This window comes from Streptomyces sp. NPDC110618, assembly GCF_055657065.1.
Window position 1 is genome coordinate 30,990 of record NZ_JBVKBN010000026.1, and the last position, 15,675, is coordinate 46,664.

At 73.1% G+C, this 15,675-nt stretch carries 12 protein-coding genes, 1 tRNA gene and 1 other RNA gene; 3 read left to right on the forward strand and 11 right to left on the reverse strand.

The window, feature by feature from the left end; all coding sequences use genetic code 11:
- Positions 1-45 precede the first annotated feature (45 nt).
- The 5 genes from ACZ7L7_RS32455 to ffs form a co-directional block, all read right to left on the reverse strand.
- Complete coding sequence (locus tag ACZ7L7_RS32455; protein ID WP_471432378.1) at positions 46-1,551, reverse strand: N,N-dimethylformamidase beta subunit family domain-containing protein; 1,506 nt, start codon at positions 1,549-1,551, stop codon at positions 46-48.
- A gap of 220 nt (positions 1,552-1,771) precedes the next feature.
- A complete protein-coding gene (locus tag ACZ7L7_RS32460; protein ID WP_285516230.1) occupies positions 1,772-3,481 on the reverse strand; it encodes a M48 family metalloprotease in 1,710 nt (569 codons plus the stop codon).
- A 335-nt stretch (positions 3,482-3,816) separates the two neighbouring features.
- Positions 3,817-5,067, reverse strand: a complete 1,251-nt coding sequence (purD, locus tag ACZ7L7_RS32465) for a phosphoribosylamine--glycine ligase (protein ID WP_472077781.1) — start codon at positions 5,065-5,067, stop codon at positions 3,817-3,819.
- Positions 5,068-5,194: 127 nt separating this feature from the next.
- A complete protein-coding gene (locus tag ACZ7L7_RS32470; protein WP_472077782.1) occupies positions 5,195-7,354 on the reverse strand; it encodes a DNA polymerase III subunit gamma and tau in 2,160 nt (719 codons plus the stop codon).
- 61 nt (positions 7,355-7,415) lie between these two features.
- An RNA gene (gene ffs, locus ACZ7L7_RS32475) (signal recognition particle sRNA small type) lies at positions 7,416-7,514 on the reverse strand.
- A 72-nt stretch (positions 7,515-7,586) separates the two neighbouring features.
- On the opposite strand from ffs, the gene ACZ7L7_RS32480 reads away from it, so the two are divergent.
- Positions 7,587-7,674 (forward strand) — tRNA-Ser (locus ACZ7L7_RS32480).
- 384 nt (positions 7,675-8,058) lie between these two features.
- On the opposite strand, the gene ACZ7L7_RS32485 is transcribed toward ACZ7L7_RS32480, so the two are convergent.
- Positions 8,059-8,493, reverse strand: a complete 435-nt coding sequence (locus ACZ7L7_RS32485; protein ID WP_472077806.1) for a VOC family protein — start codon at positions 8,491-8,493, stop codon at positions 8,059-8,061.
- A 154-nt stretch (positions 8,494-8,647) separates the two neighbouring features.
- On the opposite strand from ACZ7L7_RS32485, the gene ACZ7L7_RS32490 reads away from it, so the two are divergent.
- Positions 8,648-9,136: a DUF4396 domain-containing protein gene (locus ACZ7L7_RS32490; RefSeq protein WP_453608953.1), complete on the forward strand. Its 489-nt coding sequence runs from the start codon at positions 8,648-8,650 to the stop codon at positions 9,134-9,136.
- 17 nt (positions 9,137-9,153) lie between these two features.
- Here the strand turns inward: ACZ7L7_RS32490 and ACZ7L7_RS32495 are convergent, their stop codons facing one another.
- The 5 genes from ACZ7L7_RS32495 to ACZ7L7_RS32515 form a co-directional block, all read right to left on the reverse strand.
- Positions 9,154-10,857 carry a copper resistance CopC/CopD family protein gene (locus ACZ7L7_RS32495; protein ID WP_472077783.1) on the reverse strand — a complete coding sequence of 568 codons (1,704 nt, stop codon included), beginning with the start codon at positions 10,855-10,857 and terminating at the stop codon, positions 9,154-9,156.
- 102 nt (positions 10,858-10,959) lie between these two features.
- The gene (locus tag ACZ7L7_RS32500) at positions 10,960-11,709 is read right to left on the reverse strand and encodes an SDR family NAD(P)-dependent oxidoreductase (protein WP_472077784.1); all 750 of its coding nucleotides are present in this window, start codon (positions 11,707-11,709) and stop codon (positions 10,960-10,962) included.
- Positions 11,706-12,185: a cupin domain-containing protein gene (locus tag ACZ7L7_RS32505; protein ID WP_472077785.1), complete on the reverse strand. Its 480-nt coding sequence runs from the start codon at positions 12,183-12,185 to the stop codon at positions 11,706-11,708. The genes ACZ7L7_RS32500 and ACZ7L7_RS32505 overlap by 4 nt, the downstream gene beginning before the upstream one ends.
- Entirely contained in the window at positions 12,182-12,793 is a 612-nt protein-coding gene (locus ACZ7L7_RS32510) for a GNAT family N-acetyltransferase (protein WP_285516173.1), read from the reverse strand. Before ACZ7L7_RS32510 ends, ACZ7L7_RS32505 begins: the two co-directional genes overlap by 4 nt.
- Positions 12,786-14,846 (reverse strand): penicillin acylase family protein, encoded by a 2,061-nt coding sequence (locus ACZ7L7_RS32515; protein ID WP_285516172.1) that lies wholly within the window; start codon positions 14,844-14,846, stop codon positions 12,786-12,788. Before ACZ7L7_RS32515 ends, ACZ7L7_RS32510 begins: the two co-directional genes overlap by 8 nt.
- A gap of 86 nt (positions 14,847-14,932) precedes the next feature.
- On the opposite strand from ACZ7L7_RS32515, the gene ACZ7L7_RS32520 reads away from it, so the two are divergent.
- Positions 14,933-15,643, forward strand: coding sequence for a siderophore-interacting protein (locus tag ACZ7L7_RS32520; RefSeq protein WP_285516171.1), 711 nt, complete (start codon positions 14,933-14,935; stop codon positions 15,641-15,643).
- Positions 15,644-15,675: the final 32 nt, after the last annotated feature.

Here is a 15,675-nt window from a genome sequence, read left to right on the forward strand (position 1 = left end):
CCCGTATCGGCCGGTGACCTTGGACCTCGGGTCCGGCGAGCCCGTTCAGTCACGCTTGCAGATGCGGTCCAGGAGGTTGGCGGTGGCGCGCTGGACGCGGGCGTCCGTGTGGCCCGGCCGGTCCAGGGCGGGGGACCAGGCGAAGGTGCCGGAGGCGAAGACCAGGGCGCCGGAGGGGGCCCGGTACAGGGACGTCTCCTGGTGGCGCAGGACGCCGTCGGCGTCGGTGTACGGGGAGTGCGCCAGCAGGATGCGCTCCTCGTGCTCGGGCAGCGCGGTGCGCGGGAAGTAGCGGTCGGCCTCGCCCGCGACCATTCCGGCGAGTTCGGCGCCGTCCTCGGCGCCGGTGGCGTCCCACAGCCAGTGGTCGGCGTTGCGCACGACCAGGGGGTGGGGTTCGGGGACCCGGCCCAAGTACTGGATGCCGACCAGCTGCTGCTCGGGGCGGTCGATCTCGCGCCACAGGACCGGCTTGCCCGGACCCTTGCGCTTGCGGCAGGTCAGCAGGCGGTCGGGGAAACCGGACGGGGAGGGGCCCAACTCCACCTGCCAGTACATGGTGTTGGCGGAGAGGAAGACCAGCGAGGTGCCGTGTTCCCGGGCCCGCTCGACCGTGCGGCGCATCTGCGGGGACCAGTACTCGTCGTGGCCGGGGAAGACCAGGCCCCGGTAGCGGGTGGGGTCGACGTGGCCGCCGTGCAGGTCGCGGGCGTCGGCGTAGGCGAGGTCGTAGCCGTAGCGCTCGGCGAAGCGGATGAAGTCGTAGGCGTGGCCCACGTGCAGGGGCAGGCCGGCGCCCGCGTACGGGCGGTCGAAGGAGACGGTGGTGGCGGCGTCGGCCTCGCCCAGGAGGCGGCCCCGCTCGTCCCAGGCGTGGTAGAGGCTGGCGCCGGTGCGGCCGTCCTCCGGGTAGAGGTTGTAGGCCTGCCAGGTCACGTCCGGCAGGAGGAGTAAGAGGTCCGCCGGGTTCTTGTCGCGGACGGTGAAGGGGATGTGGGAGCGGTAGCCGTCGGCGGTGGTCAGGACGGCCACGTAGGCGCCGTTGTTCCAGTACGACGGGATCTGCAGGCGCCAGGACAGCCACCAGTGGTGGCAGGAGACCGTGCGGTCCGCGGTGAGCGGCGGGGGCTGGACGATGCCGGACAGGCGCGGGCTGGTGGTGATCTTCGCGGCGCCGTCCCCGCTGTAGTGGCCGATGCGGTAGATGTCCACCGCGAATTCCTGGGGCGGGTCGACGGTGATGTGGAAGTCGACGGCCTCGCCGGGGGCGACCGCGCCGGTGGAGGTGAAGCCCTTGATCTGGCGGTTGACGTCGTCGGCGGAGCGGGGGCCCTCGGGGCGCGGGGCGCGGGCGCCCCGGGGGGACGGGATGCGGGGCCCGCCCGTGGAGGTGTCCTGGGGGCCGTCGACGTACCAGGGGACCATCTGGCCGGTGTCGCCGAAGTACGTCTCGGTGCCACGGAGCCAGGGGACGGGGCCCTGGCCGAAGGGGTCCGTGACGGCGTGCGCGAGTGCTCCCGACTCCCAGCGGCGGATCGGCTCCGACCCCATGGTCGCTCCCCTCCCTTGCCCCCGTGGTCGTGTGCGTACTGGTGTGCGGAATGGGTCCTGGGCATATGGCGCGGTCGTGACGGTCGTAGGCACAAGCCCTTGCCATGTGCGCGAACGATCCCAGCACATCACATTGCGCACGCATGCTGTCACTATTCGTTGCGAATTGGCCGAAAGTGGAACGCGGGGCTCCGGTCGGAGGCGGTGCCGTGGGCGCGCGTCAGACGAGGCGGACCGGCTTCTCCGGCCGTATCCCGGACTCGACCAGCCAGGCCCGCAGAGGGCCCGGGTCGCCGTCCTCGATGAGGCTGAGGACGCGGGGCGCGAGATCGGCGGCGCGCTCTCCGCCGAGCAGCAGCGTGGGGCCGTCCAGCCAGTCCAGGCCGGGGGTGGCGCCCGCGGTGTCCATGGCCGCGCAGCAGACCATCGCGGTGACGTGGTCGGCGAGCAGCTCGCGCGCCGAGCGCGGGGGCTGGAGCGGGAAGAGCGGGAGGGTCGCGTCGTCCCAGAGGGCGGTGGGGTCGGCGGGTGCGGGGGCGGCGGCGACCGGGGCGGCCGCCTCCTCGCGGGCCAGCTCGGCGGTCAGGCCCGCGGCGAGGGTGGCGCAGCGCTCCCGCTCGGGCTCGTCGGGGTCGGACTCCGTCTTCCGGCTCGGCGCCTCGTCCGGCGCGGAGAGGTGGTCCAGTACGCGGGACAGGGTGGGGCCGTTGGTCTGCGGGTCCGGGGTGCGTACGCCCAGGGAGTCGAGGACCTTGTGCAGGCGGGCGGCGTCGGTGCGCCACTTGCGGTCCACGACCTCCTCCGGGTACTCCTGCCAGTCCACCGGGGACCAGTCGGGGCCGGTTTCGGCGGGGCCGCCGTGGAAGAGCCGGGCGGCCAGCAGGGACGCCGCCTCGTCCACCGCGCCCGGTTCCTCCAGCAGATCGCAGGCGGGCCGCTCGCCGAGCCGGGAGGCGAAACCCTCGGCCAGCCGGTCGCGGCGGGACAGTTCCGTCAGGGCCGCCACCACGCCCGCGTCCAGCCGGGACGGCCAGCGGCCCATCCTCCAGGCCGGAAGTGCCACCCGGGTCAGCAGCCGGTCCCAGCCCGCGTACGCCAGGCCCACCTGCTCCTGGGCGACGATGCGCAGCCCGTAATCCACAGCCTGTGCACGCTCGGCCGCCGCGGCGGCCACGCCCCGCTCCATCTCCGCCGCGTGCTCCCGGCAACTGCGCAGCAGCAGCCGCGCGACCCGGCCGACCCCGGCCAGCACGGTCCGGGCCAGCGGCCCCCGGTTCGGCGCCGCGGCGACCGCGACCGCCGCGTCCAGCCCCCGTACGAATCGGCGGGCGGCGGCTATGTCGGGGTGGGCGGAGGGACCCGTACCGGCCACGACCGGCGCCAGGACCGCGCGCAGTTCGCCGACCCGCATCCACCACAGGAACGGCGAGCCGATGACCAGCACCGGGGCCGCCACGGCCCGGCGGTGCGGCCCGCGCCGCCCCCCGCTGGTCAGCTCGTCGCGGTCCTCCGCCGGGGGCGGGCCGTGCGCCGGGTGCGTACGGTCCTCCAGCCAGCTGTCGCAGTCCGGCGTGAGGGCTATCGCGGAGGGGGCCGGCACGTCGAGCCGGTCGGCCAGGTCCCGCACCATGCGGTACAGGTCGGGGGCCGACTCCTCCGGTATCGCGACCGTGGGAGAGACCGCGGGCCGGGACCGGGCCACGACCAGCGCGATCGCCGCCGCGGCCGGCAGGACGAGCACGGCCAGACAGGTCACGACCCAGCGCGCGGCGTCCCAGCCGGAACCCACCAGATGCCCGGTGGAACCGCCGACCAGCAGCACCACGGCCAGCGCGGCGGGCAGCAGGGCGACGGCCAGTGCCCGGCTGCGGATCCGCAGCACCGCCAGCGCACGCGCACGCGCGGCCTGCGCGCCCGCTTCCACACCCATACCGGTCACGGCCGAACCTCACCCCCTCCCCGTCGCGCGGGCCGATCCGGCGCCGCCTGTCCCACCTGTCCTGGTGTTGGTCACTCCCCCACTGTGGCACCACCCGCCGACATCGCAATGCCGGTGGGCCAAGTGCCGGAACGCATGCGCGGCACCATAGTTGGGGCCCCGGGCTGCGTCAGCCGGATGGCGCATCGGTCACTCGATGGAATGGCTATGGGGAAAGGTGTAGGGCACACGGCAGGCAGCTACATGGCCAACGGCAAGCATCAGGCCCCGGTTCCTGAGACGGAGCCGGGGCCTGGTGGGTTCGCTCTTTTCGGGCCGTTTCCGGACTACTCGGCGGCCGCCTTCGCCGCGATGTCGGTGCGGTGCTGGGAGCCGTCGAGGCCGATCCGGCCGACCGCGCGGTAGGCGCGCTCACGGGCCTCGGTGAGGCTCGCGCCGGTCGCGGTGACCGACAGGACGCGGCCGCCCGCGCTGACCACGGCGTCCCCGTCCTTCTTGGTGCCCGCGTGCAGCACGTACGCGTGCGGGGCGTCCTGCGCGGCGATCTCGTCGAGGCCGGTGATCGGGTCGCCGGTGCGCGGGGTGCCGGGGTAGTTGTGGCTGGCGACGACCACGGTGACGGCGGCGTCGGAGCTCCAGCGCAGGGGCTCCAGGTCGGCGAGGTCGCCCTTGGCGGCGGCCAGCAGGACACCGGCGAGCGGCGTCTTGAGGCGGGCGAGGACGACCTGGGTCTCCGGGTCGCCGAACCGGGCGTTGAACTCGATCACGCGCACGCCCCGCGAGGTGATCGCGAGCCCTGCGTACAGCAGCCCCGAGAACGGCGTGCCCCGCCGGCGCATCTCGTCGACGGTGGGCTGGAGGACGGTCTGCAGGACCTCCTCCACCAGCTTCGGATCGGCCCACGGCAACGGGGAGTACGCGCCCATGCCGCCGGTGTTCGGGCCCTCGTCGCCGTCCAGGGCCCGCTTGAAGTCCTGGGCGGGCTGCAGCGGCAGGACCGTCTCGCCGTCGGTGATGGCGAAGAGGGAGACCTCGGGGCCGTCCAGGAACTCCTCGATGACCACGCGCTCACAGGCGTTGGCGTGCGCCCGCGCGGCCTCCAGGTCTGCGGTCACGACGACGCCCTTGCCGGCGGCGAGACCGTCGTCCTTGACGACATAGGGGGCACCGAAGGCGTCGAGAGCCTCGTCGACCTCCTCGGGCGTCGTGCAGACGTAGGACCGGGCGGTCGGCACCCCGGCGCCCGCCATGACGTCCTTGGCGAACGCCTTGGAGCCCTCGATCTGCGCGGCCTCCTCGGAGGGGCCGAAGACCGGGATGCCCGCGGCGCGTACGGCGTCGGCGACACCGGCGACGAGCGGCGCCTCCGGACCGACCACGACCAGCTCGGCACCGAGCTCGGTGGCGAGCGCGGCGACGGCGGCGCCGTCCAGGGCGTCGACCTTGTGCAGCTCGGCGACCTCGGCGATGCCGGCGTTGCCGGGGGCGCAGTGCAGCGCGGTGACGTCGGGGTCGAGGGACAGGGAGCGGCACAGGGCGTGTTCGCGGGCGCCGCTGCCGATGACGAGGACCTTCACGGGGGTCAGCCTATCCGGAGCGGGGGTGGGGGGATTGTGCGGGTGGATGAAGGGGGGTGCGGCGGGGGGTTGTGTCTTCGTACGAAGTGAAGTGACTGCGGGCTGTGCTGTCACACCCGTTGCCCGGTCACTCGTTGGTGAACTCCTCGACGACCGTGGCGCCCAGTTCGCGGACGATCAGCTCGTGGCCGGAGAGGGCCGACTCGTTGAGGTCCGGGTCGTCGTCCTCGGGGATGTCGTCCTCGGGGGCGACGGGGGCGGGGGCCTCCGGGGCGGCGGGGCGGGCCGCGGGGGCGGGGGCCGCCGGGGCCTGGGGCGCCGCTGGAGCGGGGGCGGAGGACGGGGCGGGCTGCGGGGATGCGGGGCGGGCGGGCCCGGAGGGACCGCTGCCGTAGCCGCCGCCGTACCCGCCCTGTGCTGATGGTGCCGGGGGTGCGGAACCGCCGCCCGAGGGGTCGACGATCGCCTCGACCTTCCACTGCACACCGAACTGCTCGGCGAGCGCCTGGCGCAGGACGTCCTCGCTGCCGCTGGAGGCGAAGTTGTCGCGGGCACCGGCATTGACGAAGCCGAGCTGGAGGGTGGTGCCGTCGAAGCCGGTGACCTGGGCGTTCTGGCTGAGCAGGATCCAGGTGAAGCGGCGGCGGTTCTTGACGGCTTCGAGGATGTTGGGCCAGAGGGTCCGGGGGTCGAGGCCGCCGGTCGGGGCGGCTGCCGGGGTCGCGGGGGGTGCCGCCGGGGCGGGGGTGGGCGCGGGCGCGGGTCGGCTCGCGGGTGCGCCTCCCGTGGGGGCGGCGGTGGGCCAGCCTCCGGGGCGGCGGCCACCGCCGGCGGTGGTGGCGGTGGGCCAGGCGCCGGGGGCGGGGGGCTGGGGGGCGGGGGCCGGGGGTGCCGGCTGCTGGGGCTGTTCGGCGACGGGGGTGGGTGCGGGAGCGGGTGCCGGAGGCTGCGGAGCCGGGGTCGCGGGCGCGGTGGGCCCGGGCGCGGTGGGCCCGGCTCCCCGTACGGCGGCACGGGCGGCCGCGGGCCCGCCACCGGGCGGAACAGCGGCGGCCGGTGCGGAGGCGGCATGCGCGTCGGGCCCGGGCACGTACCCCATGGCGGGAGCGGTGCCGCCGCCCGAGAAGTTGACGCCGCGCTCCAGCCGGTCGAGGCGGGCCATGACGGACCGCTCGTCGCCGTAGGCGGCGGGGAGGAGCACGCGGGCGCAGATCAGTTCGAGCTGGAGCCGGGGCGAGGTGGCGCCCCGCATCTCGGTGAGGCCCTCGTTGACGAGGTCGGCGGCACGGCTGAGCTCGGCGGCACCGAAGGTGCCGGCCTGGGCCTGCATGCGCTCAAGCACATCGGCAGGCGCGTCGATGAGCCCCTTCTCGGCGGCATCGGGAACGGCGGCGAGGATCACAAGGTCACGCAGCCGCTCCAGCAGATCGGCGACGAACCGACGAGGATCATTACCGCCCTCGATCACCCGGTCGACGACCTCGAAGGCGGCGGCCCCGTCTCCCGTGGCGAAGGCCTCGACAACGGAGTCGAGCAGCGACCCGTCCGTGTACCCGAGCAGCGAGGTGGCCATGGCATACGTCACACCCTCCTCCCCCGCACCGGCGAGCAGCTGGTCCATGACGGACATGGAGTCACGCACGGAACCGGCGCCGGCGCGCACGACGAGAGGGAGGACGCCGTCCTCGACGGGGATCTTCTCGCGCCCGCAGACGTCGGCGAGGTATTCGCGGAGGGTGCCGGGGGGGACGAGCCGGAAGGGGTAGTGGTGGGTCCGGGACCGGATGGTCCCGATGACCTTCTCGGGCTCGGTGGTGGCGAAGATGAACTTCAGGTGCTCGGGCGGTTCCTCGACGACCTTGAGGAGCGCGTTGAAGCCGGCCGACGTGACCATGTGGGCCTCGTCGATGATGTAGATCTTGTACCGGCTGGAGGCGGGCCCGAAGAAGGCCTTCTCCCGCAGCTCACGGGCGTCGTCCACACCACCGTGGGAGGCGGCGTCGATCTCGATGACGTCGATGGAACCGGGCCCGTTCCGGGCAAGATCCCGGCACGACTGGCACTCCCCGCAGGGGGTCGGGGTGGGACCTTGCTCACAGTTCAGACAGCGGGCGAGGATCCGGGCACTGGTCGTCTTGCCGCAACCGCGGGGGCCGCTGAACAGGTACGCGTGATTGACCCGGTTGTTCCGCAGCGCCTGCTGCAACGGGTCGGTGACATGCTCCTGCCCGATGACCTCGGCGAACGACTCCGGGCGATAGCGGCGGTACAGCGCGAGAGACGACACGCATACGAGGTTATAGGCGCCCACTGACAACCCGACCCACGGGAAGTGAACCCGCCCCGGGAACGCAAGCGCCCCCCACGCACCCGCCAGAGCCAACCTACCCTTGCTGCCTTCCGGCCCTGGGGGAGTTCAGTCAGATAGCGCCGCGTGAGGGGCTCTGCACAGAGTACCCGACGTCAGCAGGTGCCAACGAGTTCGCGAGCACCCTTCTCGGTCATGTAATGTTTCCGGCGGAGGATTCGCCTAGAGGCCTAGGGCGCACGCTTGGAAAGCGTGTTGGGGGCAACCCCTCACGAGTTCGAATCTCGTATCCTCCGCCAGCCCAGAGGCCCGGACCTTGATCAAGGTCCGGGCCTCTGGCGTTCGCCCGTCTCAGTTGCCCTCCCGGGGCTCCCCTGGGCTCCCGTCCCATGATCGCGTCGATCACGACGTCCGGGACTCCGAGGATCAGCACGACGGTCGCGGCGGCGTGGCGAGCGTCAGGGTGACGGGGGTCCCGTACACAGGACCCTCGACGCGCGCGGCACCGGTGGCGGCGTTGGCGGCATCCGCCGGCACCATGTCAGGCAATTCGAGGCGTCGGCACCGCGTCCCTGGCTGGCACCGCCTGCGCCACAGGATTCGGCCCGAGCATTTATGAATCCATTGTGTGTTTGTTGTCGGTTGCGGCAACGAGCCCCTGCCGACCAGTCCCCGTTCCCCCCTCAGTCCAGGCAGAACTCGTTGCCCTCGATGTCCCGCATCACGATGCACGACTCGTAGTCGGCGTCCGCGCGCAGGAGGCGTACGCGGGTGGCGCCCAGCGCTGTCAGGCGGGCGCACTCCGCTTCCAGGGCCGCCAGGCGTTCCTCGCCCGTCAGGCCCGTGGCCACTCGGACGTCCAGGTGGACGCGGTTCTTGACGGTCTTGTCCTCCGGGACCCGCTGGAAGTACAGGCGGGGGCCCACGCCCGTCGGGTCCAGGCAGGCGAAGCCTTCTCCCTGGTGGACCGGGAGCAGGGAGCGGTCGTAGTCCTGCCAGGTCGCGAAGCCCTTGGGGGGTGCTGGGATCTCGTAGCCCAGGAGCTCGCACCAGAAGCGGGCCAGGCGTTCCGGGGGGTTCGCGCAGTCGAAGGTGACCTGGAACTGCTTGATCGGCATCGGCATCCGGACACCATACGGAGCCCTCCCGGGCCTTCGCCGCAGATTTTTCCGGCCTCGTGGAATACCTGGGAAATACCCCTGGGGGGTATATGGTTGATCTCAGTGGCCCGGGAGACACGGGCTACGTCTACAGGGGAATGGGGGCTCCGCCATGGACCACGGCCACCACATCGGTCAGCACGGTGATCACTCCGGGCAGCACTCCGGCGCCAGTTGGGCCATGGCCGTCAAGGCCACCCTGCACTGCCTCACCGGGTGTGCCATCGGTGAGATTCTCGGGATGGTGATCGGGACCGCCCTGGGGTGGGGGAACGTGCCGACCATGGTGCTGGCGATCGGGCTGGCGTTTGTGTTCGGGTACTCGTTCACGCTCTTCGCCGTTCGCCGCGCCGGGCTCGATCTGCGGGCCGCCGTCAAGGTCGCCCTGGCCGCCGACACCGTCTCCATCGCCGTCATGGAGTTCGTGGACAACGCGATCATCGCCCTCACGCCCGGTGCCATGGAGGCCCAGCTCGACGACGGGCTCTTCTGGGGCGCCCTTCTCGGCGGGTTCGCGGTCGCCTTCGTCATCACCACGCCCGTCAACAAGTGGATGATCGGGCGGGGGAAGGGGCATGCCGTCGTGCACGCCTATCACTGAGCAGGACGCCGGGTGGATCAGGTGATCTCTATCCTTCTCTCCACCGTCACCTGGTCCACCTCCGACACCCGCACCGTCACCTTCATCGTCCACGTCCCGGCCAGCGGCAGGTTCACGAAGCTGTTGGCCCAGTAGCCGCCCTTGTCCGTCAGGTCCGCGTCCAGCGGGCCTATGTCCTGGGCGGTGTTCGTGAAGGAGACCTTCAGTTCCGGCACCGTCGCCAGGCCGCCGTCCGACGCGAAGACCACCGCCTGGAGGGAGTTGTCGCCCACCCGGCCGGGGTCGAGGGTGAGTTCCACCGTGCCGGTGCCGCCGGGGGTGCCGACGTCGAAGGGGACGGTGACCGCGACCGTGCCGCCCGTCGGGCGCGCGGTTTCCGCTCCGGCGCCCGCCTCCGCCACCGCCCTGCCGGGGACGGTCGCCGTGAGCACCGTGGTGAGCACCAGGACCACCACGCCCACCGCCACTTCGGCCAGGACCGAGCGGCGCAGGGCGCTGTAGTCGGGGGCCGGGGGCGCCACAGGCTCCGGCAGGGGCGGGCCGCCCGCGGGTTCCGGAACCCTGACCACCGGGGTGGCCCGCGCCCTCGCCAGGCTCCTTGTCCAGCTCCGGGACACGGCCGCGGCCCCCAGCAGCAGGAACACCGCCACCAGCTTGAACGTGAGCAGACGGCCGTACGTCGTCTCCGTCAGCGCGTTCCAGGAGCCCAGGCCCCGCCAGGACTGGTAGACGCCCGTCACGACCAGCACCCCTACCGACGCGAACGCCAGGCGGGAGAAGCGGGTGACCGTCTCGGAGGTCAGGGCCCTGCCGCGCAGGGTCAGCGCCATCGCCGCCAGACCGCCCAGCCAGACCGCCGTCGCCAGCAGGTGCAGGACCGCCGACGTCATCGCCACCGGGACCTGGATGCCCGCCGAGGCGTGGTCCGACGCCGCCCAGGTGGCGGCCAGGGCTACCGCCGTCGCCCCGCCCAGTGCGGGTAGGTACCTCAAGCGGCGGTGCAGCAGCCAGCCCGCCGCCACCAGCATCAGCAGCCCCAGTCGCGCCAGCAGCGCCACACCCGGGCGGCCCTGGGCGGTCCGGGTCAGGGCGTCCAGGGAGAAGGCCGACTCCGGGCCCTCGCCCGATTCGTACGGGGCTCGGAGGAAGAACAACGCCAGGGTCGTCGCCGTCAGCGTCCACCAGGCGATCAGCGACGGGCGGCGCAGCACAGCCGTGTCCCCCGGGCGGCACACCACGACGAACACCGCCGTGCCGATCAGCACGCAGACCGAAAGGTACGCCAGATAGCGCGCCATCTTGTGCAGGGCCGCCGTCGTCGGGTCCTCCGTGGGGCCCGCGTCGACCACGGCCGGGGTCGGTGACGGCTTGCCGACCGAGAAGGTGAACGCGCCCGAGACCGGGTGGCTGTCCTCGGAGACCACCCGCCAGGCCACCGTGTACGTGCCCTCGTCCAGCTTCCGGGGCAGGGCGACGCGGGCGGTGTCGGAGTCGCCGCCGTGCTCGGCCGTTCCCACACGCAGGCGCCGGCCGTCGGGGCCGATGACGCGTACCGAGTCGTCGAGCAGGCCGACGGACTCGGTGAAGGTCAGGGTGAGCTGACGGGGGGCGGCGCCGAGGACGGAGCCGTCCGCCGGGTCGGTGCCTCGGAGCGCGGCGTGCGCCGACGCCGGTCCCGCGCCGCCGAGGACGAGCAGGACCAGCACGGCTGCCAGCAGCACCAGCCCTTGAACTCCGCGCCGTCGGACCACGTCGTCTCTCCGTCTTCGCCGGTCTGCGCCATGAGGATACGTACGTACGCGACCGGCTCGGCACTCACCCGCTCACCAGGTGGGCCGCGCGGACGCCCCTCCGTCGACCACCAGGTCGTGGCCGGTGATCCAGGAGGCGAGCGGACAGGCGAGGAACACGCACGCGTCCCCGACGTCCTCCGGGCGCCCGAGCCGTCCCACGGACGCCGCGCGCCGCCAGCGCCGTACGCCCTCCGGCCAGGCCTCGGTCAGGCCGTCCCGTTCGATCAGGCCGGGCGAGACCGTGTTGACGCGGATGCCGTCCGGGCCGTACTCCAGGGCGGCCGCGCGGGCGTGCATCACGACCGCGGACTTGGCGGAGGCGTAGTGCGCGTGCCCGGGTGCGGGCATCCGGGCCTCGACGGAGGCGACGTGGGTGATCGTGCCGCCGCCCCCGGCCCGCATGATCCCGGCCGCGGCCTGGGTACAGGCGAAGACACTGGTCAGGTTGGTGTCGACCACCGCCCGCCACTCGGCCGCGGTCATCCCGGGGAGGTCCTGGACCGGCTGCACGCCCGCGTTGTTGACCAGGGCCGTCAGCCTGCCGCCGGCCCACTCGGCGGCCTCCCGGACGACCCGGCGGCACTCCTCCTCGTCGGTCAGATCGGCCCGCAGGACGACGGCGTCGCCGATATCGGCGGCCACCGCGCGGGCCTGCTCCTCCGACGTACGGCAGTGCAGGGCCACCGCCGCTCCGTGTTCGGCGAAGCGCCGGGCGATACCCCGGCCGATGCCACCGCCCGCGCCCGTGATCAGCGCGACCTGTCCTTCCAGCAGCTTCATGGGCGGCACAGTCGCAGGATCCGGTCGGCCTCGTGCGGATAGCGGGCGATCAGGCTCTCCGCGTCGCCGTGCTCGTAGTCCTCGTAGGTGAAGCCGGGCGCCATCGTGCAGCCGAAGAAGGTCCACGCGCCCCCGTCCACGACCCGGGCGCCCATCCAGGTGCCCGCGGGGACGGTCAACTGCGGTTGCTGGCCGTGCAGTATGTCCGGGCCCAGGGCGAGGGTGCGGGACGTGCCGTCGGGGGCGAGGAGCAGCATCTCCAGGGGGTCGCCGAGGTAGAAGTGCCAGACCTCGTCGCCGGTGAGGCGGTGCAGTGCGGAGAAGTCGCCCGGCGCGGCGGTGAGCAGGGCGACGATCGCGGTGCCCGAGGGGCGTCCGTCCGGGCGCGCGGGGCCTTCCCAGGTACGGCGGAACAGGCCGCCCTCGCGCGGTATGGGCTCCAGGCCGTAGTGGGCGACTAAGTCTTCCGGCGTCATTCCGGGAAGGCTACCTCCCGGCGCAGGAAGGCGAGTTGGGCCTTCTTCTCGGGCAGGTACACGTCCGGGAGGTCGATCTCGGGGAGCGTGACGAGCGGGCCCGCCTCGAAGCCCTGCTTCAGGAAGCGGGCGATGGCCTTGTCGTTGGCGGCGTCGGGGTCGACGACGACCCGCTTGCGGTCCAGGGTCAGGAAGACGTAGGCCGTGATGGCTTTGAGCAGCGCGGACGTCCAGCCGGGGCGGGCGCCCTCGGGGCCGGCGGGGGCGATCAGGAGGTGGACGCCGATGTCGCCGGGCTCGGCCTCGTAGCACTCGCTGACCCGGTCGGCCTCGGGCTCGTAGGTCTGGAGGAGTCCGGCGGGGACGCCGTCGCGCTGGAGGAGGAAGGCGTGGTGGGTGTCGAGGGTGTCCAGGTGGGCGTAGATCTCGGCGACCCGGTCGCGGGTGAGGCCGTTCATGCCCCAGAAGGAGGCGCGTTCCTCGCTCACCCAGGCGTGCACGATGTCGGCGTCCGCCCGCGGGTCCAGGCGCAGGACGCGCACGGTGCCGAATCCGTCGACCGGCTGCTCGAACACCGGCTCACGGGACTGTTCGCGCGGCTCAGACATCGGTTTCCTTCTCCAGTCGCTCGAAGTCGGTGACCACGGGGATCAGGTCTCCCCGCGTCCACAGGGGCAGTTGGTCGCGGTGGTGGGGGGTGCCGGGTACGCCGGAGGCGCCGAACGGGACGGTCCACAGGCTGTGTTCGCGGTCGGCCAGGTCCCAGACGTAGCGGGCGGCCGGGCCGCGGGCGGCGAGGTCGGTGAGGCCGGGGACGGCGGAGGTGCACAGCACGCAGTCGTGGTCGCCGGAGAGCGCGGGCTCGTCGTACTCGGCCGGGATCGCCCGCCAGGGTGCGAGCCGGTGGGTGTCGCCCCAGGTGCCGGTGGGCGGGTTCGCGGCGACCTCCTCCAGGGCGGCGCGCACCTCCTCGGGGCGGTCGACGCCGTACAGTTCCTCGGCGCTGAGCAGGTGTGCGAGGGCGTAGGCGATGCGCGGGACGAGGGCCAGCCAGGGGAGCAGGACCTCGGGGTAGGCGGGCGGGGTGGTCAGGGCGGCGAAGGCGGGGTGGGCGGCCAGACGGCGGACGAGGGCGGAACGTACGGCCGCGTAGAGGGCGGCGGGGTGGCTGTCGGCGTCCATGCGGCGGTCCCAGGCGAGGAGGGTCTCGCGCAGGCGGGCCGCCTCGGGGGTGAGGTCGTCGAGGGCGGTGAGGTGGTCCAGCAGGGGGGCCGCGGAGGCGAGGTAGGTGTCGGTGTGGACGGTCGCCATGTCGCCGGGGGACCAGCGCTGCGACGTCCCCAGCAGGGCGGTGATGCGGTCGGCGCGGTACGGGGCGGCGAACTCGACGCCGAGCGGTTCGGCGAGGCCGCGCTGGTTGGCCATCACGGCGACGCCGTCCGTGAGGCCGCCGTACGGCGTCTCGTGCCAGCCCTGCCATGCGTGGCCGGGCTCCCAGGCGGGGACCGGGCGGAGGCGGTTGGCGTCGGCGCGGCGCGGGACCTTTCCGGCGACGCGGTGGAGGACGCCGCCCTCGGTGTCGGCTGCGTGCACGACGTTGACCGGCTCGGCCCAGTGGTCCAGGGCACGGTCCACGTCGGCGGTGCTGCGTGCGCGAAGGAGCGGCAGCAGCGCGCTGAAGCCGAGGTCGCCGGTGACGCGGGGCGGATAGCGCAGGCTGATGGCGCAGTCGGCGTCGGAGCCGTCGTCGAGTCCTTCGGGGCCGCCGATGATCACCGGGCCGCGGTCGGTCTCGATGATCTCGACCTCGACCGGTTCCTCGCCGGAACCGGCCACCTCGATGGTCTCGGTGTGCCGGGAGGCCCGCCGCCACACGCCGTCCGGGCCGAGGGCCTCCACGCCCGCTCCGGTGCGGCGCAGGCGCTCGCGGAACAGGTCCTGGTAGTCGGACATGGCGTTGGTGATGGCCCAGGCGACGGAGCCGGTGTGGCCGAAGTGGGCCATGCCGGGGATGCCGGGGACGGCGAGGCCGACGACGTCGAACTCCGGGCAGGACAGGTGGATCTGCTGGTAGACGCCGGCGTCCTCGATGAACCGGTGCGGGTCGCCCGCGATGATCGGCCGGCCGGTGACGGTGCGCTCGCCGCTGACCAGCCAGCCGTTGCTGCCGGAGCTGCCGGGGCCGTCGGTGGCGAACAGCCCCACGGCCTCCTCGCCGAGGTGCCGGGCCGCCTGCTCGCGCCAGAGCTTGGCGGGGAAGCCCGCGAAGAGGATGTGGATGCCGAGCCAGATGCCGAACGGGGTCCAGGGCTCCCAGCGGCCGGGAGTGCCGAGCGGGAGACTCGCCCCGGCCAGGCCCTCGTTGACGCCGTCCACATAGGCGCGCACCCAGTCGGCCGTCTCCGGGTCCTTGCGCTCCAGCTCGCTCCAGCAGCGGCGGGCGGTGTCGTCGAGGCGGGTGCGGCGGACGAAGCGGTCCCAGGGCAGGTGGTCCGGGCCGAGCAGGGCGGCCGAGGTGCCCTCGGCGCGGCGCCGCTCCACCTCCAGCTGCCAGGCCCGGTCGAGGGCGGTGACACGGCCCTGGGCGCGGGCGAGTTCGCGCACGTCGTCGGCGCGCAGATGGGGGATGCCCCAGGCGTCGCGGTAGATCGCTGCGGTCACCGGTCGCCCTCCTGTTCTGGCACTGAGCTTTAGGTTAGGCTTGCCTAACTTTTACGCCGGAATAGTACGCGAAGGGTGAAGAGCCGATGGGGCAGGGGCACGGTTGGCAGGGCACGGTCCTGAAACTGATGGGCGCCAAGGACTTCGAGTTCACGGTCACCGGCGCGGAGGACGTCACCCCCGACTACCGGCGGCTCCACCTCACCGACGGCGGCATGCTCGCGGCCACCGGGGTCCACCCGACGATGTGGGTCCGGCTGTGGTTCGAGAGCGACGGCAAGCCGCACCAGCGGGCGTACACGCTGGTCGACCCGGACGTCGAGGCGGGCACCTTCAGCCTGGAGTTCGCGCTGCACGAGGGCGTGGCCAGCGACTGGGCCCGTACGGCGAAGGCCGGGGCCACCGTCGAGGCGACCGTCCAGGGCACCGGCTTCCAGCACCCGCGGCCCGAGCCCTCGCACGTCTACGCCATGGCGGACCCGGCGTCCCTGCCCGCGCTGAACTCCCTGCTGGAGGCGCTGGGCTCGGCCCCCGCGACCATCTGGTTCGAGGGGAGCCTCGACGGGCTGCCGTTCCGGGGCGACCGGTCCCGGCACGAGGTGCGCGAGGTCGTACGGCATGGGCTCGTCGACGCGGTCCGGTCCGATCTGCCGGACCTGCTGAAGGGCATGGAGCACCCGTACGTCTGGATCGCCTGCGACACGGTGACCACCCGTTCGCTGTCCTCCTACGTCCGCAAGGAGCTGGGGGTCGCCAAGGACCGGATGCACGCGCTGGGGTACTGGCGGGCGTCCTGAGCCGATCCGGGACGTACGGGTGTACTGACGCG

Coding starts and splice junctions, on each gene's coding strand:
- ACZ7L7_RS32455 (WP_471432378.1), bottom strand. CDS start 1,551: ATGGGGTCGGAGCCGATCCGCCGCTGGGAGTCGGGAGCACTCGCGCAC.
- ACZ7L7_RS32460 (WP_285516230.1), bottom strand. CDS start 3,481: ATGGGTGTGGAAGCGGGCGCGCAGGCCGCGCGTGCGCGTGCGCTGGCG.
- ACZ7L7_RS32485 (WP_472077806.1), bottom strand. CDS start 8,493: ATGCCGATCAAGCAGTTCCAGGTCACCTTCGACTGCGCGAACCCCCCG.
- ACZ7L7_RS32490 (WP_453608953.1), top strand. CDS start 8,648: ATGGACCACGGCCACCACATCGGTCAGCACGGTGATCACTCCGGGCAG.
- ACZ7L7_RS32500 (WP_472077784.1), bottom strand. CDS start 11,709: ATGAAGCTGCTGGAAGGACAGGTCGCGCTGATCACGGGCGCGGGCGGT.
- ACZ7L7_RS32505 (WP_472077785.1), bottom strand. CDS start 12,185: ATGACGCCGGAAGACTTAGTCGCCCACTACGGCCTGGAGCCCATACCG.
- ACZ7L7_RS32510 (WP_285516173.1), bottom strand. CDS start 12,793: ATGTCTGAGCCGCGCGAACAGTCCCGTGAGCCGGTGTTCGAGCAGCCG.
- ACZ7L7_RS32520 (WP_285516171.1), top strand. CDS start 14,933: ATGGGGCAGGGGCACGGTTGGCAGGGCACGGTCCTGAAACTGATGGGC.